Source organism: Streptomyces sp. NPDC030183 (assembly GCF_055573455.1).
Genome location: NZ_JBVIBK010000016.1, coordinates 142631 through 168616, shown reverse-complemented (window position 1 = coordinate 168616; position 25986 = coordinate 142631). Strand labels below are relative to the sequence as shown.

At 72.5% G+C, this 25986-nt stretch carries 18 protein-coding genes; 2 read left to right on the top strand and 16 right to left on the bottom strand.

The annotated features are described in order from the left end of the window. Positions 1–178: 178 nt before the first annotated feature. Positions 179–1813 carry a malate synthase A gene (aceB, locus tag ACZ4Z2_RS20800; RefSeq protein WP_468078054.1) on the top strand — a complete coding sequence of 545 codons (1635 nt, stop codon included), beginning with the start codon at positions 179–181 and terminating at the stop codon, positions 1811–1813. On the opposite strand, the gene ACZ4Z2_RS20795 is transcribed toward aceB, so the two are convergent. The 4 genes from ACZ4Z2_RS20795 to ACZ4Z2_RS20780 all read right to left on the bottom strand — a co-directional run bounded on the left by ACZ4Z2_RS20795 (position 1803) and on the right by ACZ4Z2_RS20780 (position 11392). Further along, positions 1803–2096 (bottom strand): Rdx family protein, encoded by a 294-nt coding sequence (locus tag ACZ4Z2_RS20795; protein WP_468078052.1) that lies wholly within the window; start codon positions 2094–2096, stop codon positions 1803–1805. The genes aceB and ACZ4Z2_RS20795 overlap by 11 nt on opposite strands. Further along, the gene (locus tag ACZ4Z2_RS20790) at positions 2093–3058 is read right to left on the bottom strand and encodes a HipA family kinase (protein ID WP_468078050.1); all 966 of its coding nucleotides are present in this window, start codon (positions 3056–3058) and stop codon (positions 2093–2095) included. The genes ACZ4Z2_RS20795 and ACZ4Z2_RS20790 overlap by 4 nt, the downstream gene beginning before the upstream one ends. Before the next feature lie 66 nt (positions 3059–3124). After that, entirely contained in the window at positions 3125–3934 is an 810-nt protein-coding gene (locus tag ACZ4Z2_RS20785) for an SDR family oxidoreductase (RefSeq protein WP_468078048.1), read from the bottom strand. A 108-nt stretch (positions 3935–4042) separates the two neighbouring features. Beyond that, positions 4043–11392 (bottom strand): SDR family NAD(P)-dependent oxidoreductase, encoded by a 7350-nt coding sequence (locus ACZ4Z2_RS20780; RefSeq protein WP_468078046.1) that lies wholly within the window; start codon positions 11390–11392, stop codon positions 4043–4045. Positions 11393–11926: 534 nt separating this feature from the next. On the opposite strand from ACZ4Z2_RS20780, the gene ACZ4Z2_RS20775 reads away from it, so the two are divergent. Then, a complete protein-coding gene (locus ACZ4Z2_RS20775; RefSeq protein ID WP_468078044.1) occupies positions 11927–12586 on the top strand; it encodes an O-methyltransferase in 660 nt (219 codons plus the stop codon). 1353 nt (positions 12587–13939) lie between these two features. Here the strand turns inward: ACZ4Z2_RS20775 and ACZ4Z2_RS20770 are convergent. The 12 genes from ACZ4Z2_RS20770 to ACZ4Z2_RS20715 all read right to left on the bottom strand — a co-directional run bounded on the left by ACZ4Z2_RS20770 (position 13940) and on the right by ACZ4Z2_RS20715 (position 25978). Beyond that, complete coding sequence (locus ACZ4Z2_RS20770) at positions 13940–14998, bottom strand: pyridoxal phosphate-dependent aminotransferase (protein ID WP_468078043.1); 1059 nt, start codon at positions 14996–14998, stop codon at positions 13940–13942. Further along, positions 14998–15138, bottom strand: a complete 141-nt coding sequence (locus tag ACZ4Z2_RS20765) for a hypothetical protein (RefSeq protein WP_468078042.1) — start codon at positions 15136–15138, stop codon at positions 14998–15000. The genes ACZ4Z2_RS20770 and ACZ4Z2_RS20765 overlap by 1 nt, the downstream gene beginning before the upstream one ends. Before the next feature lie 489 nt (positions 15139–15627). Continuing rightward, positions 15628–16968, bottom strand: coding sequence for an MFS transporter (locus ACZ4Z2_RS20760; RefSeq protein ID WP_468078040.1), 1341 nt, complete (start codon positions 16966–16968; stop codon positions 15628–15630). A gap of 233 nt (positions 16969–17201) precedes the next feature. Next, positions 17202–18218, bottom strand: a complete 1017-nt coding sequence (dmpG, locus tag ACZ4Z2_RS20755; RefSeq protein WP_468078038.1) for a 4-hydroxy-2-oxovalerate aldolase — start codon at positions 18216–18218, stop codon at positions 17202–17204. Next, on the bottom strand, positions 18215–19165 hold the full coding sequence (locus ACZ4Z2_RS20750; RefSeq protein ID WP_468078036.1) for an acetaldehyde dehydrogenase (acetylating): 951 nt from the start codon (positions 19163–19165) through the stop codon (positions 18215–18217). The genes dmpG and ACZ4Z2_RS20750 overlap by 4 nt, the downstream gene beginning before the upstream one ends. Beyond that, positions 19162–19974 (bottom strand): 2-keto-4-pentenoate hydratase, encoded by an 813-nt coding sequence (locus ACZ4Z2_RS20745; protein ID WP_468078034.1) that lies wholly within the window; start codon positions 19972–19974, stop codon positions 19162–19164. Before ACZ4Z2_RS20745 ends, ACZ4Z2_RS20750 begins: the two co-directional genes overlap by 4 nt. 4 nt (positions 19975–19978) lie before the next feature. Further along, positions 19979–20917 carry a 3-carboxyethylcatechol 2,3-dioxygenase gene (locus ACZ4Z2_RS20740; RefSeq protein WP_468078032.1) on the bottom strand — a complete coding sequence of 313 codons (939 nt, stop codon included), beginning with the start codon at positions 20915–20917 and terminating at the stop codon, positions 19979–19981. Between the two features lie 9 nt (positions 20918–20926). Further along, on the bottom strand, positions 20927–21928 hold the full coding sequence (locus ACZ4Z2_RS20735) for a zinc-binding dehydrogenase (protein WP_468078030.1): 1002 nt from the start codon (positions 21926–21928) through the stop codon (positions 20927–20929). Positions 21929–22069: 141 nt separating this feature from the next. Continuing rightward, a complete protein-coding gene (locus tag ACZ4Z2_RS20730; RefSeq protein WP_468078028.1) occupies positions 22070–22561 on the bottom strand; it encodes a GNAT family N-acetyltransferase in 492 nt (163 codons plus the stop codon). 63 nt (positions 22562–22624) lie between these two features. Then, positions 22625–24202, bottom strand: coding sequence for an acyl-CoA synthetase (locus ACZ4Z2_RS20725; protein WP_468078026.1), 1578 nt, complete (start codon positions 24200–24202; stop codon positions 22625–22627). 49 nt (positions 24203–24251) lie between these two features. Continuing rightward, positions 24252–25109 carry an SDR family NAD(P)-dependent oxidoreductase gene (locus tag ACZ4Z2_RS20720; protein ID WP_468078024.1) on the bottom strand — a complete coding sequence of 286 codons (858 nt, stop codon included), beginning with the start codon at positions 25107–25109 and terminating at the stop codon, positions 24252–24254. Between the two features lie 2 nt (positions 25110–25111). After that, a complete protein-coding gene (locus ACZ4Z2_RS20715) occupies positions 25112–25978 on the bottom strand; it encodes an alpha/beta fold hydrolase (RefSeq protein WP_468078023.1) in 867 nt (288 codons plus the stop codon). Positions 25979–25986 lie beyond the last annotated feature (8 nt).

The window sequence follows — 25986 nt, the reverse complement described above, 5'->3', positions numbered from 1 at the left end:
CCCGGCGCCAGGGTGCCTCGACCCCGGAGAATCTCGACATCAACAAAACATTGAACTTCCACCATGAGGAAACTACTATCCACTGATCAGAAGCGCTCCTGCGAACCCGAGGGCGCTCCCCGCCCTACCCGGGTCGACCGACACCCGGTGCCACGCCCGCTGAAGGAAGTGACAGCTCATGTCCGCACCAGCGCCGTCCCCGCTGGCCATCGTCGACGCCGAGCCCCTGCCCCGCCAGGACGAGATCCTCACCGACGCGGCCCTCGCCTTCGTGGCCGAGCTGCACCGGCAGTTCACGCCCCGGCGTGACGAGTTGCTCGCCCGCCGTGCCGAGCGCCGCGCGGAGATCGCCCGCACCTCCACGCTCGACTTCCTCCCGGAGACGGCCGCGATCCGCGCCGACGACTCCTGGAAGGTGGCCCCGTCGCCCGCCGCCCTGGAGGACCGCCGGGTCGAGATCACCGGCCCCACCGACCGCAAGATGACCATCAACGCGCTCAACTCGGGCGCCCGCGTATGGCTCGCGGACTTCGAGGACGCCTCCGCCCCCACCTGGGAGAACGTCGTCCTCGGCCAGGTGAACATGGCCGACGCGTTCACGCGGAACATCGACTTCACCGACGAGCGCACCGGCAAGTCGTACGCGCTGCGCCCGAACGAGGAGCTGGCGACGGTCGTCATGCGGCCGCGCGGCTGGCATCTGAACGAGCGTCACCTCGTCGACGCCGACGGCACCCCCGTGCCCGGCGCGCTCGTCGACTTCGGCCTGTACTTCTTCCACAACGCCCAGCGGCTGCTCGACCTCGGCAAGGGCCCCTACTTCTACCTCCCGAAGACGGAGTCGCACCTGGAGGCCCGCCTCTGGAACGACGTGTTCGTCCTCGCGCAGGACTACGTCGGCATCCCGCAGGGCACCATCCGCGCCACCGTGCTCATCGAGACGATCACGGCCGCGTACGAGATGGAGGAGATCCTCTACGAACTCCGCGACCACGCCTCCGGGTTGAACGCGGGCCGCTGGGACTACCTGTTCTCCATCGTGAAGAACTTCCGTGACGGCGGCCCCCGGTTCGTCCTCCCGGACCGCAACGCGGTCACGATGACGGCCCCCTTCATGCGCGCGTACACCGAACTCCTCGTCCGCACCTGCCACAAGCGCGGCGCGCACGCGATCGGCGGCATGGCGGCGTTCATCCCGTCCCGCAGGGACCCCGAGGTCAACAAGGTCGCGTTCGAGAAGGTCCGCGCCGACAAGGACCGGGAGGCGAACGACGGCTTCGACGGCTCCTGGGTGGCCCACCCCGACCTCGTGCCGATCGCCATGGAGTCCTTCGACAAGGTCCTCGGCGACAAGCCGAACCAGAAGGACCGGCTGCGCGAGGACGTCCACGTCGAGGCGGCCGACCTGATCGCGGTCGACTCGCTCGACGCGAAGCCCACGTACGAGGGGCTGGTCAACGCCGTCCAGGTCGGCATCCGCTACATCGAGGCGTGGCTGCGCGGCCTCGGCGCGGTGGCGATCTTCAACCTCATGGAGGACGCGGCCACCGCCGAGATCTCCCGCTCCCAGATCTGGCAGTGGATCAACGCGGGCGTCGAGTTCGAGCACGCGGGGGAATCCGTGAAGGCCACACCCGAGCTGGCCCGCGAGGTCGCCGCCGAGGAACTGGCCGCCGTCCGCGCGGAGATCGGCGAGGACGCCTTCGCCGCCGGCCACTGGCAGCAGGCCCACGACCTGCTCCTCCAGGTCGCCCTCGACGAGGACTACGCGGACTTCCTGACGCTGCCGGCGTACGAGCGGCTCAAGGGCTGACGTCCGCCTGACCGGTTCCGTCCGAGTGGCCCAGGGACTTCCCCGGGGCCACTCGGTCGCGTACGGCCCGCTTGACCGCCGTGGGCTCCGGGAAGCCCTGTTCACGCCGGTCCCAGACGACCTCGTCGTCGACCCGGACGACGAAGACCCCGCCCTTGCCGGGCTTCAGCGCCAGCTCCGTCAGCTCCGCCTCGAAGGTGGTCAGCAGTTCCTGGGCCAGCCAGGCGGCACGCGGCAGCCAGCGGCACTGCGTGCAGTACTCGATCTCGACGCGGCCGCTCATCCGAGGTGCACCGACCAATCCTGTTCCGCCGCCGGTTTGCCGTGCAGGTCGGGGACCCGCTTGAGCCAGTCCGGGCGGCCTCGCTGCGTCCTCGCCGCGCGAAGCGCCTCCTCGGCGGCGAGTTCCTCCCGGGAGGGGAAGTCGGTGGGGAGCCAGGAGGCGGAGGCCCGCACGCGCGCGTGGAGGTAGTCCACGTACGCCGCGCGCGCCGCGGAGGGCGTCGCGAACCCGTCCTCGGCGGCCAGCCAGGCGTCCGGGACCTCCGCCACGATCCGCCGCAGCAGTTCCTCGGTGACCTTCGGCGCGAGTTCGGCGTCGGCCGCGCGGACGTCGGGCGCGTAGTGGCCGAGGGCGTGGTGCCGGAAGTCGTACGCCTTCGCGGGGTCCGAGGCGTCCCAGCGGTGGTGGAAGACGAGGGCCGCCCCGTGGTCGATGAGCCACAGGCGCGGGGGGACGGTCCCCAGGGTGGGCCACACCATCAGGTTCGAGCTGTGGACCGTACGGTCGACGTTGACGGTGAGCGCGTCGAGCCAGACGATCCGGCCCGCCTCGGCCGGATCCACGGGGAACGCCCGGGCGACCTCGGGGGTGAAGTCCTTCGCGCCCGGCAGGAAGTCCATCCCCAGGTTGAGGCCCGCGCTCGCCCCGTGCAGCTCCCGTACCTCCTGGTGGGGCTCGTCGTCGGCGATCGCCGGGTCGAAGTGGACGAGGACCAGTTCCGGGAAGCGCAGCCCGAGCGCTCGCGCCAGCTCCCCCACGATCACCTCGGCGACCAGCGCCTTGCGGCCCTGCGCGGAGCCGGTGAACTTGACGACGTAGGTGCCCAGGTCGTCGGCCTCGACGACACCGGGCACGGAGCCGCCGGACCGCAGGGGGGTGACATAGCGGGTCGCTGTGACCTCTCTCAGCGCTCTCAAGGGCCCCTCGATGGTGGTGCGCCCCTTGCTTCCGGCCTCTGGCATGAAGTGAGCATAGTAACCAGGCGCGCCGGCCGGGGAGGAGCACCCGAGCCACGGCCCGCAGTCACCTCAGATCTGGCCGGTGGCCGCGGCGAGGGCCGGGATGTCGTCCTCGTGGGTGAGGTAGCGGCCGGTGAGCGGGTCGGCGTCGCCCCGGATCAGGCGCAGCAGGTTGGCGACGGCCTCGTCGAGCGGGGTGTAGCGCCCGGCCTTGCGCTGTGCGTCCATCCAGGATTCGAGGCGGCGCTGCCAGGGGTTGTCACTGTCCCGGGTCTCGGGTGCGGCGGCTCCCAGGCCGACGTCGACGATGCCCGGGTGGTAGCTGAACGCGGTGATCCCGTGCGGCAGCAGTTCGATGGCGAGGTTCTCGGTCAGCTTGTTCACCGCCGCCTTGGAGACGGAGTAGGCGCTGACGTGCGGCCAGCGGGTGTGCCCCGCGTGGCTGGAGATCGTGACGATCCGCCCGTGGCCGCGCTCGATCATGCCGGGCAGCACCGCCCGGCAGGCGGCCAGCGGGCCCTCCAGATTGACCGCCAGGGTGTGCCGCCACTCGGCCGGGTCGTTCTCCCAGGCCGGCCCGACCGGTCCGGGCACACCGGCGTTGTTGACCAGCACGTCGATCCCGCCGAGCCGTTCGGTGGCCAGCTTGACGGCCGCGGCCAGTTCGGCGTCGTTGGTGACGTCGGCGACGGCCGTGACGACCTCGGGGGCCCCGTCGAGCCCGGCGGCGGCGCCGGGCAGGGAGTCGGCGGTCCGCGTGGTGAGCACCAGGTGCGCGCCCGCCGCGTGCAGGGACTCGGCAAGGGCCCGGCCGAGGCCGCCGGCCGCCCCGGTCACCAGGACCCGCAGGCCGGTCAGGTCCGTCGTGTCTTGAGACATCACAACCTCCATGGAGAATTCGTGGGGTTCCGCCGAGGCGTCGCCGGCAGGACCGCGGGGTGGCTGGTGCGCCCCGCCGATGGGGGCCGCACCGACCCACCCCTGCCCTCAGGCGCTCGCCTCCGCCGGGGCGGCCAGCGCCCGGAGGAGGTGATCGGCCAGGGCCTGCGGCACAGGGTGGTCGAACAGGAGCCTGGCCGGCAGCCGCAGCCCGGTCAGGGCGCTCAACCGGTTGCGCAGTTCCACCGCGGTGAGCGAGTCCAGGCCGGCTTCGAGCAGGCTCCGGTCCGGGGGCAGGGCCTCGGCGTCCCCATGGCCGAGCAGCTCGGCGGCGAGCGCGCGCACCTCGGCCAGCAGCCGTGCGGCCCGCTCGGCCGGGGCCAGGTCGCGCAGCTGTACGGCGTGGGTGGCGGGGACCGGCCCGGCGGGTACGAGACCACGCAGCAGCGGGGGCGCCCCGCGGGTACGCAGCTTGGCGATGTCGAATCTGGCGAGGGTCAGGGCCGCGTCGTCCTGTCGCAGCGCCTCGTCGAAGAGGGCCAGCGCGAACTCGGTGGGCATGGGCAGGGTGTCGTCGGGAGAGCCGCCGTCCCGGACGGTCTCCCGCAGCACCTCGGTCATACCGGAGATCTCCTCCCACATGCTCCACGCCTGGGACTGCGCGGGCAGCCCGTCGGCCCTGCGGCGCTCGGCAAAAGCGTCCAGGAACGCGTTGGCGGCGGCGTAGTTGCCCTGCCCCGCGCTGCCGAGCACCCCGGCCACGGAGGAGAACAGCACGAAGGCGGCCAGGTCGGTGCCCTTGGTCAGCTCGTGCAGGTTGAGCGCGCCGTCGACCTTGGGGCGCAGCACCCGCTCGATCCGGTCGGCGGTCAGCCCGGTCACCACGCCGTCCGCGAGCACCCCGGCGGCATGCACGACCCCGACCAGCGGATGCCGGGCGGGCACCTGGTCGAGGGCGGCGGCGAGGCCGTCCCGGTCGGCGACATCGCAGGCGGCGACGGTGACCTCGGCGCCCAACCCGGTCAGTTCCGTGACCAGAGGGCCGGCGTCCTGTGCTCCCCTGCGGCTGGTGAGCAGAAGGCTGCGGACGCCGTACTCGGTCACCAGGTGCCGTGCGAGCAGCGATCCGAGGGTGCCGGTGCCTCCGGTGATCAGTACGGTGCCGCCGGTGAGGTCCGGTCGGGCGTTCCGCCCCGGGGTGACCCGGGCCAGTTCCGGTGCCTGGAGCCGTCCCTCGCTGATGCGGACATGGGGCCGTCCGGCCGCGACCACGTCGGCCAGTCGTGCCGTGGAGCGGGGGTCCCCGTCCGTCTCGACCAGCAGGAACCGTCCGGGGTGCTCGGACTGCGCCGACCTGACCAGGCCGCGCGCCGCCGCGTGGGCCAGGTCGTCACCACGGGTCAGCACCACGAGCGGGACCTCGGCCGGGAGGTCGGCCGCCAGCCAGTGCTGGAGGTGGGACAGCGTGTCGAGTGTCGCCGCCCGTACGTCGTCGCGTGCCGGGGTGCACAGGACCGCGTCGGCGTCGGCGAGTTCCACCGGGTCGAGGGGCACACCGAGGTGGTCGGTCCCCAGCAGGGCCCATGTCGGCGCGGGTGCCCGCGCCGGGTCGGGGAGTTCGGTCCACCGTGTCCGGTACGCCGAATTCGTCGGCACCGCGCCCGTCAGCTCGCGCAGGGCCACCGTACGGATGCCGAGGGTTCCATGGAAGAACGGTTCGCCGTCGGTGGTGGCGAGGGTGACGGTGAACTCGTCCTGACCGCCCGGTGCCAGGTGGGCGTAGGCGTGGGGGACGTGGCGGTCGCCGGCCCACACGTCCTGCCAGACGAAGGGCAGCCCGACGTGACCGTCGGGGCGCTTCTCGGTGAGGGCGAGGGCGTGCAGGGCGGCGTCGGCGAGGACGGGGTGGAGTCCGGGGCCGGCGAAGCCGCCGGGTGCCTCCTCGGGCAGCCGTAGCTCGGCGAACAGTTCTCCGCCGCGCCGCCACAGCCGGTGCACGGCCCTGAACGCGGGACCGAACTCGTAGCCGCGTTCGGCCAGCGAGGTGTAGTCGAAGGGGATCTCCTCGGCGTCGGGCGGAGGCAGTGGGGCGGTGAACGCCCCGGCCTCGGTCGGTGCTTCGGCGAGCACCCCGGTCGGGAGCGTCGGCCGGGCGGACGCGGCGTCCTGGACGGTGCCCCGGGCGTGGCGTCGCCACTGGCTGCCGGGCTGCTCGGTCCTGCTGAACACCTCGATCGTGCGCCGGGCCGGGTCCGCGACGACCTGGAGCTCCGCCGTGCCCTCCTGGGCCAGTGCCAGGGGCGCCTCGATGACCAGTTCGCCGATGCCGGTGCCTCCCGCTTCGTTCGCGCGGGGGGACCACCAGGTGCCGTGTGCGGCGCGCAGGGCGAGGTCGAGCAGGGCGGTGCCGGCCATGACGCAGGTGCCGTTCACCGCGTGGTCGGCCAGCCACGGCTGCTCGGTCGGTGCGAGACGGCCGGTGGCCACGAGCTCACCACTGCGGGCGGACTCGACGAACGTGCCGAGCAGCGGATGGCCGGTGCCCGTCCTGGCCGAGGCGGTCGTGCTGAGCCAGAACCGCCGCCGCTGGAACGGTGTGGTCGGCAGGGGTGTCGGCCGCCCGGCGCCGGTGGTGAGGCGTACCCCGTCCCTGCCCCGCGTGTACAGCCGTGCGGCGGAGGCCAGGAACCGTGCGGGGCCACCGTCGTCGCGGCGCAGGGTTCCGGTGACCACTCCGGTGGTGCCGCGGTCCTCCAGCGTCTGTTCCAGCTCGGAGGTCAGCACCGGGTGCGAGCTGGACTCCACGAAGACCCGGAACCCCTGGCCGACGAGTTCCTCGACGGCCGGGTGGAACCGCACGGGCTGCCGGAGGTTGCGATACCAGTACGCGCCGGTCAGCGTGGAGTCGCCGACCCAGTCCAGGTCCACCGTGGAGTACATGGGCACCGACGGCTCGGTGGTGCGCACCTCCCCCAGCCTGGCCGTCAGCTTCTCGTGCAGCGCCTCCACCCTCGGGCAGTGCGAGGCGTAACCGACACGGATGCGGCGGGCGTGCACGCCGTCCAGGGCGCACTCGGCGAGCAGCCCGTCGATCGCCAGGTCGTCACCGGCGACCACGGTGGTGGACGGGCCGTTGAACGCGGCGATCCAGAGCTGGTCCGGCCAGCGCTCCAGCAGCCACTCCAGCTGTGCGCGCGGCGCGGTCACCGACGCCATGCCGGCGCCGACACCGAGCTCGGCGATGACCTGGCTGCGCACCGCGACGATGCGGGCGGCCTCTTCCAGCGGCAGCGCGCCCGCGACGCACGCCGCGGCGATCTCGCCCTGGGAGTGACCGAGCACCGCGTCCGGTTCGACGCCACGGGAGCGCCACAGGGCGGCCAGCGACACCATCACCGCGAACAGCGCGGGCTGTACGACGTCCACCCGTTCCAGCCGGTCGGCGCCACCGGCCAGCACTTCGGTGAGCGACCAGTCCACGTGGGGGTCGAGCGCCCGTTCACAGGCGGAGATGGATTCGGCGAACACCGGTTCGCCCATCAGGCCGGTTGCCATGCCCGCCCACTGGGTGCCCTGTCCCGGGAAGACGAACGCCGTCCTGCCCTCCACGTCGGCCGTGCCGAGGACCACGTTCCGCGCCGGCTTCCCCTCGGCGACGGCCCGCACCCCGGCCAGCAGTTCGTCGTGGTCGCCGCCGACCACGACGGCGCGGTGGGTGAAGTGGCCGCGGGACACCGCGAGCGAGTGCGCGAGGTCCACCGGCGCGATGTCCCCGGCCACGGGGAGCAGTCGGGCCGCCCAGTCCCGCAGACGCTCGGGAGTCCTGCCGGACAACGTCCACGCGACGGCGGGCGGCTCATCGGCGGGCGGCTGATCCGCGGGCGTGGGCGCGGGTGTCCTCGGTGGCGCCTCCAGGATCAGGTGCGCGTTGGTGCCGCTGACCCCGAAGGAGGAGACGGCCGCGCGCGCCGGCCGGTCCCGCTCGGGCCACGGCATGCTCTCGGTGAGCAGCCGGACGTCTCCCGACGCCCAGTCGACGTGCGGCGACGGCTCGTCCACGTGCAGGGTCTTCGGCAGGGTGCGGTGCCGCATGGCCTGTACGACCTTGATCACGCCGCCGACCCCGGCGGCGGCCTGGGCGTGCCCGATGTTGGACTTCAGCGAGCCCAGCCAGAGCGGGGTGTCGCGGTCCTGCCCGTAGGTGGCCAGCAGCGCACCGGCCTCGATCGGGTCGCCGAGCCGGGTGCCGGTGCCGTGGGCCTCGACCACGTCCACGTCCGCCGGAGTCAGACCGGCGTCCCGCAGGGCGAGCCGTATCACCTCCTGCTGTGCCGTTCCGCTCGGCGCGGTCAGGCCGTTGGACGCTCCGTCCTGGTTCACCGCCGAACCCCGGAGCACGGCCAGCACCGGGTGCCCGGCGCGGCGGGCGCTGGACAGTCGTTCGAGGACCACCATCCCGACGCCCTCTGCCCAGCCGGTGCCGTCCGCCGCCGCGGCGAACGCCTTGCACCGGCCGTCCTCGGCCAGCGCGCCCTGCCTGCTGAACTCCACGAACGACCGCGGCGTCGCCATGACGGTCACACCACCGGCCAGCGCGAGCTCGCACTCGCCCCGCCGGATCGACTGCGCGGCGAGGTGGATGGCCACCAGTGACGAGGAGCATGCGGTGTCGATGGTGAGCGCGGGACCACGCAGCCCCAGCACATAGGCGATCCGCCCGGAGGCGACGCTGCCGGCCGTGGCCGTGCTGACGTATCCCTCCAGTTCGCGGGGCACCCGGTCCGGATCGGTGACGTAGTCCTGGTGCATCATCCCGGCGTACACCCCGACCCGCGCACCGCGCAGGGACGTCGGGTCGATGCCGGTGCGTTCCAGTGCTTCCCAGGAGGTCTCCAGCAGCAGCCGGTGCTGCGGATCCATCGCCAGCGCCTCACGCGGCGAGATCCCGAAGAACTCGGGATCGAAGTCGGCCACCTCACGGAGGAACCCGCCCCGCCGGGTGTGCGAGGTTCCGCCGCGGCCGGGGTCGGGATCGGACAACCGGTCGAGGTCCCAGCCCCGGTCGTCGGGAAACTCGGAGGAGGCGTGGACCCCGTCGGCCACCAGCTGCCACAGCTCGTCGGGGGAAGTGACCCCGCCGGGGTAGCGGCAGCCGATGCCGACGAGTACGACGGGATCGTCGTCGGATCCGGTGGCCGCGGCGGCCGTGGCCTGTGGCTCCGCCGAGCCGGTGAACTCGGGTGCGCCGGTGAGCTCGCCGTGCAGATACCCGGCGATCGCCCGTACCGAGGGATGGTCGAAGGCGAGCGTCGTGGGCAGGCGCAGCCCCGTGGCGGCGGCGATCCGGTCCCGCAACCGGACGGCGCCCACCGAGGTGAGCCCGTACTCACGCAGGGCCCGGTCCGGCTCGATACCACCGGTGTTGCCCAGCACCTCGGTGATCTCGCCCACGACGAGGTCGACGAGGGCCCTGTCGAGGTCGGTCCCGGTGAGTCCGGACAGGTCCGCCCTGGCCGGCAGCCGGTCGGTCACGGCGGCCGACACCGACCGCGCGGCCGCTACCAGTGTGCTGCCCGGCCGGCTCAGCGCGACGTCCACGGCGTTGCGGATCCGGTGGTCGGTCAGCCCTTCCGCCAGCACCAGGGTGGTGGGGGCGGACTCGTCGACGGCGATCGTCACGGTGGAGCCGGTGACGGTGACCGTGACGCCGTGCTCCGTGCCGTCCGGCCCCGCACGCCGGGCTCCGTGACCGGCCACGAGGTGCTGGGCGATCCGGTCCGCGAGTTCCCCGGCCTCTCCCGCCAGCGCCACCTCGCGGCCGGCGAGGGGACTGACCGCGGGCAGTGCGGTGCCCGGGAGCGGGGTCGGCTCACCGTCGGCCCCTATCAGGTGCAGGCCGTCGTGGTGGCCGGTGACCGCGAGCAGCCGGCCGGGCAGCTCGGCCAGCGGCTCGCGCGCGACCTTGCCGGTGGCCGTCCTCGGCAGCGCGGCCACGGCGCGGACCTCCACCGGCACCTTGAAGTAGGCGAGTTCCCGGCGGCACCGAGCGAACAGTTCCGCGCAGTCGACACCGTCGGGGCCGGGCACCACCATCGCCACCGGGACCTGGCCGAGCTCCTCGTCGTCCCGTCCCGTCACAGCGGCGTCGCGCACACCGGGCACCCCGGCGAGCACGGCCTCGATCTCGCTGGGATGGACGTTCTCCCCGCCCCGGATGATCACGTCGTTGCGCCGGCCGGTGATGAAGAGGTATCCGGCGTCGTTGCGGTGGGCGAGGTCGCCGGTGCGGTACCAGCCGTCGTGGATGGCCTTCGCGGTGGCCTCCGGCTGGTTGTGGTAGCCCAGCATGACGCTCGGGCCGCTGACCCAGATCTCGCCGACCTCGCCGGTCGGCACGTCGACGCCGGTGTCCGGGTCCACCACCCGCAGGCTCAGTCCGGGCACCGGCAGCCCGCACGAACCGGGCACCCGCTCACCGCCCGGCCACATGGTGGCCATCGGCCCGCTCATCTCGGTGCAGCCGTAGTTGTCGGTGAGCCGGATACCGAAGGCGGCCTCGAACGACTCGGCGAACGCGGCCGAGGTGACCGCACCGGCGATGATGCACACGCGCAGCGCGGGCAGCGTGAGTTGTTCCGCTTCGGCGGCCTGGACCAGGTTGTGGTACACCGTCGGCACGCCGACCAGGAAGGTGTAGGGCCGGGAGTTCAGTTCGCGGAGCACCTCGGCGGCGGAGAAGCCCGGGACCAGATGCGCCGAGGCGCCGACCGCGGTCACGGCCATCACGCACAGGTTGTAGCCGAAGGTGTGGAACAGCGGGAGCGGCCACAGCAGGGTGTCCGCCTCGGACAGACCGATGATCGGGGCGTAGCAGTTGGCGGCGTTCCACAACACGGCGCGCAGCGCGACCAGCACGCCCTTGGGGCGGCCCGTGGTTCCCGACGTGTAGAGCAGGTAGGCCGGTTCGTCCAGTCCGAGGTCGTCGCGGGCCGGGACGGCCGGTTCCCGGGTGACAAGGTCCTCGTACGACACCGCGTCCGGGTGGTCGCCGACCACGACGAGGTGCCGTGGTCCGGCCGGCAGCAGCGCGCGGACCTGGTCGGCGTGCGCGGTGTCGGTGATCACCGCGTGGGCGTCACTGTCGGTGAGCACGTGCAGGAGTTCCGCGTCGGAGGAGTGCGGGTTGACCGGCACGCCGACGCATCCGGCGCGGTTGACGCCGAGGTAGCTCTCCACCATCTCCACGCGGTTGCCCAGCAGGAGCACCACCCGCGCGCCCCGGGGCAGGCCGAGTGCGACCAGGTGGCCGCCGAGCCAGGCCGTACGCCGTTCCAGTTCCCCGTACGTCACGGCCCGCCGCTCGTCGGAGTACGCCACCTTGGTCCCGCGCAGCGCGGCATGCGCGCGCAGCAGTTCGGGCAACGGACGGATCAGATCGGCACGAGGTGTCGCGGACATGCCTGTCTCTTCTCTCGATGCGGTGATGAGAGGGCTCCTCTCACGGACTCGGCCGCGGCGAGAACGGCGCCTGAGCCGACGGACTCGACAGTGGTGTGGTTCTCGGGCGGCAGCATGAGCTCTCGGGCGGCAGCATGACGGCGAGCCGCTCCGCGGTCTCGCGCGCACGAGTTCTCGCTCAGCCTCTCGCTCTTGCTCTGGTCCAGCGGCGCGGGAACCGACCGGAGACCGCTCCCGGCCGACGGGGCCGAAGCGACGTCCCCCTGCCGCGTGTGCGGATGGACCGGCTGCTGTCCTCGTCGTGTGCGCGAAGGGAGGCAACGTCCTGCAGCATCAGATCTCTTGCCGTCCTTGGATGGAGAGTGGTCACCAGAGTCCTGACAGGAGATGGCCTGGCGCGTTCACATGTCATCCCGCCGTGCCGTAGGGCGGCACGGCAGAGCGCCCCGGCCCGTTCGGGTGTGCCCGTCGTACGTGCCGCACAGCGGCACAGGTGTTTTTCCGCAGGACCACGCATCCATGAGGCTGGAGCGTATGACGCGGACAACAGAAGCCCTGATCCCGAAGCTCCAGGAGTACGTGGCGGCGCACAGCACCGCGCCGGACGAGGTCCTTCGCGACCTCGCTGCCGAGACCGAGCAACTCTTTCCCGAGGACAATTTCATGCAGATCGGCCCCGAGCAGGGGGCGTTCATGACTCTCATCGCCCAGATCGCAGGGGCGAAGCAGGCGGTGGAGATCGGCAGCTTCACCGGCTACTCGGCCATCTGCCTGGCCCGCGGTCTACAGCCCGGCGGCACGCTGCTGGCGTGTGACATCAGCGAGGAGTGGACCTCGGTCGCCCAGCGGTACTGGAAGCGTGCCGGACTGGAGGACACGATCACACTCCGACTCGGACCGGCGCTGGACACCCTGCGGGCGCTGCCGGCGGAGCCGCAGTTCGACCTCGCTTTCATCGACGCCGAAAAGGAGGACTACGTCGACTACTGGGAGGAGTTGGTCCCGCGGATGCGTCCCGGCGGTCTGCTGCTCGCCGACAACACCCTTCACCACGGGCAGGTTGTCGACCCCGCGGCCAACGCCACCAACGTGCAGGGGATCCGCGCGTTCAACGCCCGTGTCCGCGATGACGACCGGGTGGAGCAGGTGCTCATTCCGATCGGAGACGGCGTGAACCTGGCCCGCAAGAAGTAGGCCCGGCGCAGAAGGCGGAGAGCGAGCGGACCGTACGGTCCGGAGGGACGAGGTTGCGGAGGGCGTCACCCCATGGGGGTGGCGCCCCGCTGCCCGGCACCGAAGTACAGGGCGGGAAGGGAAGCCGGCACAGCGTCAGGGAGGACGCCCAGGCTTGGGGCCGCAGGCTCGTGCAGCGGACGGGCACACGTTCGGGTCCGCTCGGGCATCTCCGCTGTCGAGCGGGTCGTGACGGGCCCAGACCGGCTGTCGCGCCGTCGGCACCCCCAGGAGCGAGGTGTCGTGCACCTGGGCCGCTGAGACCGGCAGGATGCGGGGCCGGCTCCGCGTGGTCGGAGCGAACTGGCTTCTGGACGACCGGGGAAGGCGCCGGGCATCGACGCGGCGCAGGCCAAGGTGCCCGATGCCCGGCGCTTTTCGCACGTCGAGCGCGCTCCGCGCCGGTCGCCGACCGGGCCATCGCGCCCGACGCACACGAGCCGCGGCGGCGTGGGCCGGCTGCGACGTGGCGATCCCTGCATTGATCGCCGGCCCCGGCCATCCCGCCGCCGCACGCCGGCCGCGCCATGGACTCGCTCGGGCCGGCCCGCCTGCCAGCCCGACGCTCAGGCCGGGAGCACCCGAAAGGGTGTGCTTCCCCCGCTGCCTGCCTGCTCTGCCTGCTCTGCCTGCTCTGCCTGCTCTGCCTGCTCTGCCTGCTCTGCCTGCTCTGCCTGCTCTGCCTGCTCTGCCTGGCAGTCGACGTCGTCCTCTCCGACACCACCAGCACCTGCTCCGCACCACGACGGTGCGAACTCGGCCTTGCACTTGTCGAAGACGGCCCGCAGCTGGGCAGGGCCCCGTCGAAGACCTCCTCTCCGATGGAAGACGCCCGTCTCGCCGAGCCGATCGCCGCGTCGGCCGGCGCCGGACCCGGACGCGGTGCTGCTGCCGCTGTCCCCGGTGCGCTACGAGAGCCGGGACCCGCTGGACGCCGTGACGGCACGGGCGTTCGCCGTCGCCTTCGGGCTCGGCGACACGACGGGGCTCGCGCGGTTCCGCCCGGCGCGGCGTACGGCGGACGACCGGGAGCCCTTGCGATGGGCGCCCGGTGCCGCAGCCGCATGCCTCCGTCCGGCCCGAGTGCGCCGGCGCGTCGGCCTCGGCACATGGCGCTGTACCCGGACGAGCCGGACGAAGGCGTCCCTGCTGTCCCAGGTTTCGGTGGAGCAGGTAGGTGCCTCCCGGAGCTCGTCGCCCAGGCCGAGCGCCGCAGCCCGGTCACGGCGGAGGCAGGGCACGGTGCCGTCGGGCGCCCTGCGCATGCCGAGCGGAGCGCCGGTTCGTGCGTGGCGGCTGCCTGGTGACCCCTGGTCAGCGGTGTGGGGCCAGGGCGGCTTCGAGACGGCCCACCAGGGTGAGGACGTCGGAGGGGGTGCCGACGGAGATCCGTATCCAGCCGGGCATGCCCATGTCGGTCGCGTCACGCACGTGAACCTGATCCGCGAGCAGCCGCCGGGTGACCTCGGACGCGCTCCCGGGAAGGTGCACGGTGACGAAGTTGGTCTGCGAGGGCAGGTAGGTGATGCCCAGCCGGTCCAGGCAACTGCACAGCGCCAGGCGCGCCGTGGCGATGCGGACCCTCGTCTGCTCCAGGAACGCCTGGTCCTGAAGAGCCGCACGGGCCGCCGCCTGCGCGAGCCGGTTCACGTGGTACGGCATGGCGTCCTGCACGGTCTCCATGCGGGAGACGACGTCGGGGCAGCCGATCAGCGCACCCACGCGCAACGAGGCGAGTCCGTACGCCTTGGAGAACGTCCGCAGCACACTGACGCCGCCGCCTTCCCGTGCCCACGGCAGCGCCGAGGTGAAGGAGTCGTCGGCGAACTCCGCGTATGCCTCGTCGAAGACGATGTGCGACCCGGTGGCGCGAGCCGTCTCACACAGACTCCGCACGGCGCCGGCGTCCAGGACGGACCCGGTGGGGTTGTGCGGGTTGCAGACGAAGACGAGGGCCGCGCCCTTGGCCATCTCCTCCATCAGCGCCGCGGGGCCCACGCGGTGGTGTTCGAGGGGGACCTGTACGACCCGCAGGCCCACGGCCGCCAGGCACTTCAGGTAACCCTGGTAGGTGGCGTCGTTGACCACCGCGCGGCCGGTGTCACGCAGCGCGAGGGCGAGCAGCATGATGATCTCGTCCACCCCGTTGCCGACGGCGACCCTGTCGGTGGTGACGCGGTGGTGAGCGGACAGGGCGTCGATGAGCGCGGTGTGCCGCGGGTCGGGGTAGCGGTGAACGCGCAACAGCTCAGCGCGTGCCGCTTCCACCGCCTTGGGGCTGGCACCCCAGGGGTTCTCGCTCCGGTGCAGCAGGAGCGGGGCGGCGGGAGCGTCCTCGGCGAGAAGGTGGGCGGTCGGTGTCCTGGTGCGCATCAGCAGCCCCTCTCACGCGGGGCCACCGGCTGGGCCGGCACGACCATGACGAAGGGGTTCGCCGGCCCGCGCTGCGCCGTGGGCGCGCCCAGCAGCTCGGGCAGCGATCGGACCAGGTCGGTCCGGTGTGTCGCGGACATGCCTACCCCTTCTCGCGATTCGGTCATGAGTGAGCTCCCGTCACTGATGCGTCCGGCCGTCCCGGCCGGCTGAGGAACGTGCGGAGTGGGGAGACGCGGTGCGGCGCCGCGTCGGGCGGGGCAGGCCGCCGGTCGCGTCCCCTGCTTCCCTGGGTCGATGGACCGGTTTCCGTCCCTGGCCGACGCGCGAAGACAGGCGCACATCTCATACCGCATCAGTCTCCTGCCGTCTGGGGACGGAGAACCTGCCACCGGGCTGCTCCAAGGAGATGACCTCGCGTGTTCACATGTCGTCCCCCCGTTCCGCACAGCGGCACGACAGGGGCAAGAGGCGGGCGGCCGGCGTGGTGGGACAGCCGGCCGGGATGCTCTGCGAGCGGCCCGCAGCGGGGCCGGACGCCTCGGCCCAGGAACGCGAAGCGGCTGATCGGGCCCGCCTGCCGTGCCGCGACGGCACGGCGGGCGGTGCGAGGTCTTCCGGCGGGGGCGTCAGAGGCCGAACTCCTTGTCGCGGGTCTCGGGCAGGGCGAGTACGCAGGCCAGGCTGATCAGGCAGAGGGTGCCCGCGTAGGCGCCGAGGACGAGCGGTGACTGCCAGTGGGAGTTCAGCCAGGTCGCCACCAGGGGGGCGAAGCCGCCGCCGAGGGTGTTGGCGAGGATGAAGGTCGCCGAGGCTCCCGTGTAGCGCAGCCGGGCCGGGAACAGTTCGGGCAGGAAGGCCGCCATCGGACCGAACATCAGGATCAGCAGGAGCAGTCCGACCGTGAAGGCCCCGCCGATGAGGAGCCCGTCACCGGTGCTCAGGGAGCCGAACATGGGCAGCACCCACAGCACGGAACCGGCGGCCCCGGCGAGGATCACGGGCCGTCGTCCCACCCGGTCGGCCAGCCGGGCGACCGGGATCGTCACAGCCGCGGCCGCGGCGGCGGCCACGCTGGCGGCGGCCAGCATCGTGCCCTGGGGGATACCGAGCGCCTTCGGGCCGTACGACAGGCTGTAGACGATCACCAGGTAGTAGACGGCCGAGCCGCCCACCGCCGCACCGACGCCGAGCAGCAGCCGCCCCGGGTACTCCCTGACCAGGGCGCCCAGCGGAAAGCGCGGGGCGGACGGCCGGGCCGTGACCGGCTTGTCGAACACCGGGGACTCCTCGACGCGGGTGCGCACCCAGAATCCGACGGCGATGAGCAGCGTGCTGAGGAGGAACGGCACCCGCCAGGCCCAGTCGGCGAAGGCTTCCCGGCCGAAGATCCCCATCGTGGGCAGGATGACGGCGCTGGAGAGCAGGAAGCCCAGCAGCGGGCCCATCTGGGGTATGGACGCGTACACCGCTCTGCGTCCCGGTGGGGCGTGCTCGGCGGCGAGGAGCACGGCGCCGCCCCACTCGCCGCCCATGCTCACGCCCTGGAGGAGACGGAGCGCGACCAGGAGCACCGGGGCGAGGACGCCCACCGTGCCGTAGGTCGGGAGCAGCCCGACGCCGACGGTGGCCACACCCATGAGGATCAGGGAGAGCACCAGGGCCCGTTTGCGGCCGAGCCGGTCGCCGATCGTCCCGAACAGTGCGACGCCGACGGGCCGGGCGAGGAAGGCGGCGGCGAAGGTGAGGAAGGCCGCCAGCGTCGACATGGTGGGGTTACCGGACGGGAAGAAGGCCGGGCCCAGGACGAGCGCCGCGGCCGTGCCGTACACGGCGAAGTCGTAGTACTCGATGGTGGTGCCGATGAGGCTCGCGGCGGCGATGCGGGAGACGTTCTTCCTGGCCTGGGGCGGTGGTGCGGGTGCGGGGACGGTGCCGACGGCTGTTTCGTCGCGGCTGGTCTCGGTCATGGAGCGGCTCACCTCCGGTCGACCCGGATCATGCGTGATCCGGACCACAGTGGGGTCTGTGCGGAGGACTGTAGGTGGCCGGAAACCGGTCGGCTCAGAGTCGTGCCGCCTCGTGGCACGGAGGCCGGGCACCCGCGATGCGCTGACATGAAAGCCTGTAATGCACAGGCAAATCGGCGTACTTCATCCGCCCCGCGGGCGAGCGGGACGGACGAGGTACGCGGAAGGGTCGGTCAGCCGCGCTCCCCGGCCACCAGGTCGAGCGCGATGTCGACGATCATGTCCTCCTGGCCGCCGACGAGCCCTCGCCGGCCGACCTCCAGGAGCAGCGTGCGGACGTCGACCCCGTACCGCTCGGCGGCGGCCTCGGCGTGGCGCAGGAACGACGAGTACGCGCCCGCGTAGCCGAGGGTGAGCGTCTCCCGGTCGACCTGGACGGGCCGGTCCCGTAGCGGCCGTACGAGGTCGTCGGCGGCGTCCTGGAGGGCGAACAGGTCGCAGCCGTGTTTCCAGCCCTGGAGGTTGGCGACCGCGACGAACGCCTCGATGGGGCAGTTGCCCGCGCCGGCGCCCTGGCCCGCCAGGGAGGCGTCGACCCGGGTGACGCCCTCCTGTACGGCGATCACGCTGTTGGCGACGGAGAGGGAGAGGTTTTCGTGCGCGTGGATGCCGACCTCGGTGGTGGGGTCCAGGACATCGCGGTAGGCGCGGACCCGCTCGCGCACACCGTCCAGGGTGAGTCGACCTCCGGAGTCCGTGACGTACACGCAGTGGGCGCCGTAGGACTCCATCAGCCGGGCCTGTGCGGCGAGTTCGGCGGCCGGAGCCATGTGGCTCATCATCAGGAAGCCGGAGACGTCCATGCCGAGGTCGCGGGCCTTGGCGATGTGCTGCGCGGAGATGTCGGCCTCGGTGCAGTGGGTGGCGACGCGCACCGAGCGGACGCCGAGGGCGTACGCGCGCTCCAGTTCGGCGATGGTGCCGATGCCGGGCAGGAGCAGGGTGGTGAGGGTGGCGCGGGTGAGGTGTGCGGCGGCGGCCTCGATCCACTCCCAGTCGGTGTGGCTGCCCGGCCCGTAGGTGACGGAGCCGCCGGCCAGGCCGTCGCCGTGGGCGACCTCGATCGCGTCGACCCCGGCGGCGTCGAGGGCGGCGGCGATGCGGCCGACGTCCGCCGGGTCGATGCGGTGCCGGATGGCGTGCATGCCGTCGCGCAGGGTGACGTCCTGGATGTACAGCTTGCGGGTCATGGGCGGGCCTCCGCGAGGGCTGCGTCGCGCCGGGCGATGGACTCGGCGACCTGGAGGGCGGCGGACGTCATGATGTCGAGGTTTCCGGCGTACGCGGGCAGGTAGTGGGCGGCGCCCTCGACTTCGAGGAACACCGAGACCCGGGTGACGGCGGGGCCGGCGTCCGGCGGCAGCAGCGTGTGCACCGGTTCGGTGGGATCCACGGGGGTGAACTGCACCTCCTGCTTGAGCCGGTAGCCGGGAACGTAGCCGGCGACGCGCTCCGCCATGGCCGCGATCGACTCGCGGACGGCGTCGTGGTCGGCCTCCCCGATGAGGCAGAAGACCGTGTCCCGCATGATGAGCGGCGGCTCCGCCGGGTTGAGGACGATGATCGCCTTGCCGCGGGCCGCGCCGCCCACGGTCTCGATGGCGTGGGAGGTGGTCTCGGTGAACTCGTCGATATTGGCCCGGGTACCGGGGCCGGCCGACCGGGAGGCGATGGAGGCCACGATCTCCGCGTAGTGGACCGGGGTCACCGCCGACACGGCCGCCACCATGGGGATGGTGGCCTGGCCGCCGCACGTCACCATGTTCACGTTCGGGGCGTCGAGGTGGGCGTCCCCGTTGACCGGCGGCACGACGAACGGGCCGATCGCGGCAGGGGTCAGGTCGATGAGCCGCTTGCCGTACGGGGTGAGCCTGGCGGCGTTGGCGAGGTGTGCCTTGGCGGAGGTGGCGTCGAAGACGATGTCGATGTCGGCGAATCCGGGCAGTGCGATGAGGCCGTCGACACCCTCGTGGGTGGTGGGGACCCCCAGCCGGGCGGCACGGGCGAGCCCGTCGGACGCCGGGTCGATGCCGACCATGGCACCCATCTCCAGGGTGTCCGACAGGCGCAGGATCTTGATCATCAGGTCGGTGCCGATGTTGCCCGACCCGATGACGGCGGCCTTGGTTCTCTTCACACGTCCCTCTTCTCGAACTTCTCGGAGAATGCGGCGGCGACCGTGCCCAGCGGTCCGATCTCGGCGTGGATACGGCTGCCGGGCGGTGCCGGGACCATGGGGCCCAGCGCCCCCGACAGGACGACCTGCCCGGCCCGCAGCGGGTCGCCGTACGCCTGGGCCGTGCGGGCGAGCCAGGCCAGGGCGTTGAGCGGGTCGCCGAGGCAGGCGGAGCCCGCGCCCTCGGAGACCGGCTCGCCCTCGGCGTACATCCGCATGGTGACCTCGCGCGGCTCGAACGCGTCGAGGGTGAGGCGGCGGTCGGCCAGGACGTACAGGCCGCTGGAGGCGTTGTCCGCGATGGTGTCGGTGAGCCGGATGTCCCAGTCGGAGACCCGGCTGTCCACGATCTCCAGGGCCGCGACGGCGTACTCCACGGCGGCGCGGACACGGGCGGCGTCGAGTACACCGTCGGCCAGGTCGTCCCCCAGCACGAAGGCGATCTCGGCCTCGGCCTTCGGCTGGAGCAGCCGCTCGGAGGGGACCTCCGTCTCGGCCGAGACGTCCATGTCGGCGAAGAGGACGCCGAAGTCCGGCTGGTCCACACCGAGTTGGCGCTGCACGGCGGGCGAGGTGAGGCCGATCTTGCGGCCGACGACGACCGCGCCGGCGGCCAGCCTGTGGCGGGTCAGCTCCTGCTGGACGGCGTAGGCGGCGTCGATGTCCCGCTCGCCCAGCAGGTCGCGGACCGGGGCGACGGGACGGCCCTCCTCCGACGCGGCGATCAGCCGGGCTGCCGCCTGGGCGACCGTCTTCCGGTCGGCTGTCATGCGGTCACCTCCCCTGCGCCGTGGCCACGGCGAATCCGGCGATCCACGCGGGGATCGGCTCGTAGAAGCGGGAGGTCATCTCGTACGGCCCGGTGGCCGCGAGCGAGGCGAAGGCGGCGATCCAGGCGCGGACCTCGTGGGCGGAGCCGCCGCCCTCCTCGGCCATCGCCGCCACGGTCCAGGAGTCGAACTCCGCGAGTTCGCCCTTCTCCAGGTGGTCGAGGAGCCGGTTGTCCCAGGCGGGGTTGATCGGAATCATCGAGGTGGTGCCGGCGGCGTACTCCTGTCCGGCCCGGACCACCCGCTGCTCGCCCTTGGCGCGCTGCTCGGGGGTCGGCGGGTGACCTTCGATCAGCGCGTCGGCGACCCTCGGGGGCGCACCGTCCAGGACCGGTACGGGCGGGTCGTGGGAGAGCCCGCCGGAGGCCAGGAACAGTGTCCTGCGGTCGAGTTCGGCGGCGGCCTCGCCGAGCGCTCGGCCGAGCGCCCGGACACGGGCGACGGGGCCGAGGGGCGTGGCCACACCGTTGACGAAGACGGGCACCACCGGCACCCGGTCGATCCCGCCGAAGAGCACTTCCAGAGGCTGGGCGAAGCCGTGGTCGACGGTCATCCGGGCCGAGACCGTCAGGTCGATCCCCCGGTCGAGGGTGCCCTGGGCCAGCGCCTTCGCGGCGGCGGTGTCGACCGAGAGCGGGCCCGCCGAGGTGCCGAAGTCACCTACCGCGTGGGCCTCGGTGGCCAGGCAGAACGGCGGCATCTCCTTGTAGAAGAAGCCGTTGTAGTGGTCGGGGGCGTAGAGGACGACCAGCTCCGGGTCGTAGGCACGGATGAACTCCCGGGCGCCCTCCACCGCTTCGTCGACGCGGGCCAGGACGTCGGGGGCGGGGTCGTTCCTGCCGATGAGGGGTGAGTGGGACAGCCCAACGGCTGCTGCGGTCATGGTCGTTCCCTACTTCTGGCGGGCTTCCGGGCGGGCCGGGCCCGGCGGGTGGATGACGAGCTTCCCGGTGAGACCGCCGTCGAGCATGAGCTGGAAGCCCTTGTGGATCTCGGTGAGCGGAAGCGTGCGGTCGATGACCGGGCGGACACCCGTGGCGTCCATCAGGCGCAGCAACGCGACCAGTTCGGGGCGGGTGGCGCCCGTCGAGCCGAGGATGCGCTGCTGGAGGTAGAAGATCCGGCCGAGGTCGGCCGGCGGGTTCGCGCCGCTGGTCGCACCCGCGATGACGACGGTGCCGCCGGGGCGCAGCGCCTTCAGCGAGTGCGCCCAGGTCGCCTCACCGACCGTCTCGATGACCACGTCCACTCGTTCGGGCAGCCGCTCACCGGGGGCCACGGCGGCGCGGGCGCCCCAGGAGACGGCCTCCGCGCGCTTGTCGGCGCTGCGGCTGGTGGCGTAGACGACGGCGCCGGCGGCCACCGCGAGCCGGATCGCGGCGGAGGCCACACCGCCGCCCGCGCCCTGCACGAGCACCCGGTCGCCGGGGGTGATGCGGGCCTGGGTGAACAGCATGCGGTAGGCGGTGGTCCAGGCGACCGGCAGGCACGCGGCCTCGTCGAAGGAGAGCCAGGCCGGCTTGGGCACCAGGTTGCGGGTGGGGACGATCAGGTACTCCGCGAACGCCCCGTCGTGCCGCTCGGACAGCAGCGCGCGGTCCGGGTCGAGTGTCTCGTCGCCGCCGCCCGCGTCGGGGTCGCCGATCACGGGGTGGACGATGACCTCGTTGCCGTCCTCGTCATAGCCGGCCGCGTCGCAGCCGAGGACGATCGGCAGCCGGTCCGGGGGGTGTCCCACCCCTCTCAGCGTCCACAGGTCGTGCATGTTCAGCGACGAGGCCACGACGCGGACGCGTGACCAGCCGGGCCGCGGGGCCGGTTCGGGATTGTCGCGCAGCACCAGACCCGACAGCGGGTCGGTGGCGCTCTGGGAAATGGCGGTTGCAGCAAGCACACGTCAACCGTCGCCCGGTCTGCCGATCTGCCCCTAGCGGGTGTGCCGCTGGGCAGCACGAAGGGTCTCCACGCCGCGCACGGCAGCGGGCCGGAAGCGAGGTGGTCACGGCTTCCGGCCCGCTGCGGCAGAGGGCTCGTCTCAGTGGGGCATGTCGTCCAGCGCCGTGGACAGCCCGGCGATGCCCGGGGGTTCGGCCGCGAACAGCACCACCGCGCCCCCGGGCAGGTCCGCCTCGGCGATCCGACGGAAGCCGCCGTCCTCCAGGACTCGCTGCGTGCGCAGGTCACCCTCGTCGGGCGCGGCGACGACACGGCGGCAGCGCGGGTCGACGGCGAACAGGGCCGGGGTGAGCGCACGCAGCAGTCCGGCGGCGGAGTCCGGCGCGGACCCGTCGAGCCCTACGACGACGTCGTGAGCGCCCATGGGGTACGCGGCCCGCAGCGGGTGCTGCCAGACGCGCTGGACGTGCACGGGGAATTCCTCCGGCACGTCACCACGGGAGGCCAGGTACCTGTGCGCGGCCGGGCCGGACGGTGCGCCGGTCCGCTTCAGGACCCAGCCGCCGTCGAGGGCGGGCACCGGCGGCATGGGCGCGGTGTCGGAGAGAGCGGTATCGGAGAGAGGGGCCACGGCGCCGCTCCTGAGGATGTGGGTCGGAGAAAGCCCCGGCACCGGTGTGCCGGGGCTGTGGTGTCAGGCGGTGGGGACGGTCAGCTGTGCGGTCACCCAGCGGCGCAGTTCGGGCTTGTCCAGCTTGCCGCTGCCGTTGCGCGGCAGCCGTTCGACGACCCGCACTCGGGTGGGCAGCTTGTAGCGGGCCAGGTGGCGGCCGGTGAACTCGCGTATCTCCTCGACCGTGGGCTCCGCGCCGGGCGCGCAGGTCAGAACGGCCAGGACGGTCTCGCCCCACTTCGGGTCCGGTACGCCGACGACGGCGGCCTCCACGACGTCCGGGTGCTCCACGAGGACCCGTTCGACCTCCGCGGGGTAGACGTTCTCACCACCGCTGATGATCATGTCCTTGAGCCGGTCGACGATGTAGTAGAAGCCGTCCTCGTCCCGGTAGGCGATGTCGCCGGTGCGGAACCAGCCCCGGTCGTCGAACGCCGCCCGGGTGGCGTCCGGGTTGTCCCAGTAGCCGGCGGCCACGTTGGGACCGCGGACGCAGATCTCGCCCTGGGTGTCGGGTTGGTCGATCTCGGCGCCGGTGGCCGGGTGGATCAGCCGGATCTCGGTGTACGGCATCGGGAGCCCGGCGGAACCGGTCCTCTCCGACGTCAGCCTGGCCGGCAGATAGGTCGCGAAGGGAGCCGTCTCGGTCAGCCCCCACGCCTGCTGGAGCGGCACGCCCATCGCGCCGTAGTCCCGGATCAGCTGGGGTGGCACCGGGGCGCCGGCGACGATCGCGGAGCGCAGGGCGCTCAGGTCGGCCTCGGCGAACCCGGCCGTCCGCGCGAGTGCCGTGTACATGGCAGGAACGGCGAAGAAGGTGTTCACCCGGTGCCGGACGAGGTCCTCCAGACAGCGGGCGGGGTCGAAGGCCCGGCGCAGGATCACGGTGCCGCCGCGCACCAGGGTGCGCAGGGTCAGGGCGTTGAGGCCGCCGATGTGGAACAGCGGGGCGACGGCCAGGTTCACGTCGTCGGCGCGGGTGTCCACGACGGCGTCGACGTTGACCGCGTTCCACCACAGGTTGCCGTGGGTGAGCATGACGCCCTTGGGCCGCCCGGTGGTTCCCGAGGTGTACATCAGAGCCGCGAGGTCGCCGTCGTGCAGGGCGACGGGTTCGCGTACGGGGCGGTGCGCGCCCCGCAGCGCGGACAGCGGCGTCCACTCGGGGCCCGCTTCCCGCGCGGCGGGGCACTCGGGGTCGGTGTCGACGAGCAGCAGGCTGCGGGCGGGGATGTCCGCCCGTACGGACGCGACGAGTTCGCGGTGCCCCTCCTCGACGACCAGGGTGTGGGCCCCGCAGTCGTTCAGGATGTGCTGGACCTCGTCGGCGGCCAGCCGGAAGTTGACCGGGACGAAGACCGCGCCCAGATGGGCCGCGGCGAACAGGGTCTCCAGGAAGGTCGTGCTGTTGAGGCCGAGGTACGCGATCCGGTCTCCGCGCCGCAGCCCGCGCTCGGACAGCCCGGCGGCGAACTCCCGCACCCTGCGGCAGAGTTCGGCCGCGGAGACCTCGTGACCCTCGTAGATCACGGCGGCGGGACCGGGGTACAGGGCTCTTCGGTAGAGCGCGGCGGCGGGACTGATGTCGACGGCGGCCATGGCGTCGGCTCCTTACGAGGACTACGGGTGGGGGTTCACCGGTGCCGGGTCACAGACCCGAACCGCCGGCGGGCGAACGGAAACCGCGCACGGCGATACCGCCGTCGGCGGGGATCACGGCTCCGGTGACGGTGGAGCTGTCGGTGCGGGAGGCGAGCAGGACGTAGGGGCCGGTGAAGTCCTCCGGCTCGACGCTGGAGTCGTACAGCGGGATCAGCGGCGGTGCCTTCTCGCCCGCGGCGGCCTCGGCCGCCTCGTTCTTCGCGAAGGACGAGGCGAGGGTACGGCCCTCCAGGCCGAGGCTCGCGGGGCCGCGCAGCTGGGTGCGCATCCCGCCGACGGCCACCCCGTTCACCCGGACCTTCGGTGCGAGTTCGAAGGCGAACTGGCGCAGCAGCCCCAGGCAGGCGTGTTTGCTCGCGGTGTAGAGGGAGCCGCCGCCGTCGGTGTGGAAGGAGGCGTTGGACAGGGTCATCACGATGTTTCCGCGGGTGGCGACCAGCTCGCGCCAGGCGGCCTCGACGGCCAGCACGTAGCCCTTGACGTTGATGGCGAAGAGCTCGTCGAACGCTTCGGCCAACTCCTTGCCGTTCAAGCGGGTGACGCTGCGGTGGTAGTCCCAGATGCCCGCGTTCGGCACCAGCACGTCCAGCTTGCCGAAGTGTTCCACCGTGGCGTCGACCGCCCGGTGCATGTCCTCCGGGCTGCGGACGTCGCCGGTGAGCGGCAGCACACGGTCACCGAGTGCGCCGGCGGCGCGCACCACCTCCTCCACCTGCGCGGCGCCCCGGCCCAGGACGGCGACGCGGGCGCCTTCGGCCAGGTAGCGCAGGGCGACGGCCCGGCCGATGCCCGAGCCTCCCCCCGTGACGAGGGCTACGTCGCCCTCCAGCCAGCCCCTGCCCACGATCAGTGCTCCTTGAGGAAGTCGGTGACCAGACGCTCGAACTCGGCCTGCCGTTCCAGCTGCACCCAGTGGCCGCAGCCGCCGAACACATGCAGTTGGACGTCCCGGATCTGCTTGAGCATCACCTGTGCTCCGTCCAGAGTGATCGTCCGGTCATCGCGCCCCCAGAGCAAGAGGGTCGGCGCCTTGATCCGGTGGACCTGCTGCCAGAGCGGGTCCATCCCGTGCCGTTTCGCGAAGGCCGCGTTGTAGCGGTGGTAGAAGGCGATGTGGGATTCGTCGAGGGACGCCTCGTAGCGGGCCTGGGCGGTGTCCGCCCAGCGGCGCGGCTCGGCGGTCATGACGCCGATGAAGTCCCGCATCTTCTTCAGCGTCGGCCCCTCGCCGTTGTAGTAGCGGAACATCGCCTTCTGGCCCTCGGTGGGGGTGGGGCCGAAGGGGAGCCAGCCGCCGCCCGGTGCCATGAGGACCAGCTTCTCCACCCGGTCCGGGATCGCGAGTGCGGTGGCGATGGCCGCGGCGCCGCCGAGGCTGTTGCCCAGCAGGTGGAAGCGGTCGATGCCGAGCGCGTCCAGGGTCCGCACCAGCGCGTCCACGGTGATCTCGGTGATGCTGCGGGCGTCCAGTTCCTCCTCCGTGGGCCGATAACTCCCGCCGAAGCCGGGCTGGTCGGGGAGGATCACCCGGAAGTGCCGGGTGAGCGCGGGCAGGTTCTGGTGGTAGTTGGCGACCGCGCTCGCGCCGGGGCCGCCGCCGTGCAGCATGACGAGCGCCGGGCCGGCGCCGCTCTCGCTGACCGCGATGTCCCCGAGCGGGGTGTGCACCTGGTGCTCGACCAGCTTGGGCTCTTCGGTCTCGGTAGGGGACACGTGGGTTC

Bases quoted from the DNA above. Each gene is read 5' to 3' on its own strand.
- ACZ4Z2_RS20725 (WP_468078026.1), bottom strand. From the start codon at position 24,202: ATGGCCGCCGTCGACATCAGTCCCGCCGCCGCGCTCTACCGAAGAGCC.
- ACZ4Z2_RS20760 (WP_468078040.1), bottom strand. From the start codon at position 16,968: ATGACCGAGACCAGCCGCGACGAAACAGCCGTCGGCACCGTCCCCGCA.
- ACZ4Z2_RS20780 (WP_468078046.1), bottom strand. From the start codon at position 11,392: ATGTCCGCGACACCTCGTGCCGATCTGATCCGTCCGTTGCCCGAACTG.
- ACZ4Z2_RS20740 (WP_468078032.1), bottom strand. From the start codon at position 20,917: ATGACCGCAGCAGCCGTTGGGCTGTCCCACTCACCCCTCATCGGCAGG.
- dmpG (WP_468078038.1), bottom strand. From the start codon at position 18,218: ATGACCCGCAAGCTGTACATCCAGGACGTCACCCTGCGCGACGGCATG.
- ACZ4Z2_RS20795 (WP_468078052.1), bottom strand. From the start codon at position 2,096: ATGAGCGGCCGCGTCGAGATCGAGTACTGCACGCAGTGCCGCTGGCTG.
- ACZ4Z2_RS20765 (WP_468078042.1), bottom strand. From the start codon at position 15,138: ATGTCCGCGACACACCGGACCGACCTGGTCCGATCGCTGCCCGAGCTG.
- ACZ4Z2_RS20790 (WP_468078050.1), bottom strand. From the start codon at position 3,058: ATGCCAGAGGCCGGAAGCAAGGGGCGCACCACCATCGAGGGGCCCTTG.
- aceB (WP_468078054.1), top strand. From the start codon at position 179: ATGTCCGCACCAGCGCCGTCCCCGCTGGCCATCGTCGACGCCGAGCCC.
- ACZ4Z2_RS20770 (WP_468078043.1), bottom strand. From the start codon at position 14,998: ATGCGCACCAGGACACCGACCGCCCACCTTCTCGCCGAGGACGCTCCC.
- ACZ4Z2_RS20785 (WP_468078048.1), bottom strand. From the start codon at position 3,934: ATGTCTCAAGACACGACGGACCTGACCGGCCTGCGGGTCCTGGTGACC.
- ACZ4Z2_RS20775 (WP_468078044.1), top strand. From the start codon at position 11,927: ATGACGCGGACAACAGAAGCCCTGATCCCGAAGCTCCAGGAGTACGTG.
- ACZ4Z2_RS20745 (WP_468078034.1), bottom strand. From the start codon at position 19,974: ATGACAGCCGACCGGAAGACGGTCGCCCAGGCGGCAGCCCGGCTGATC.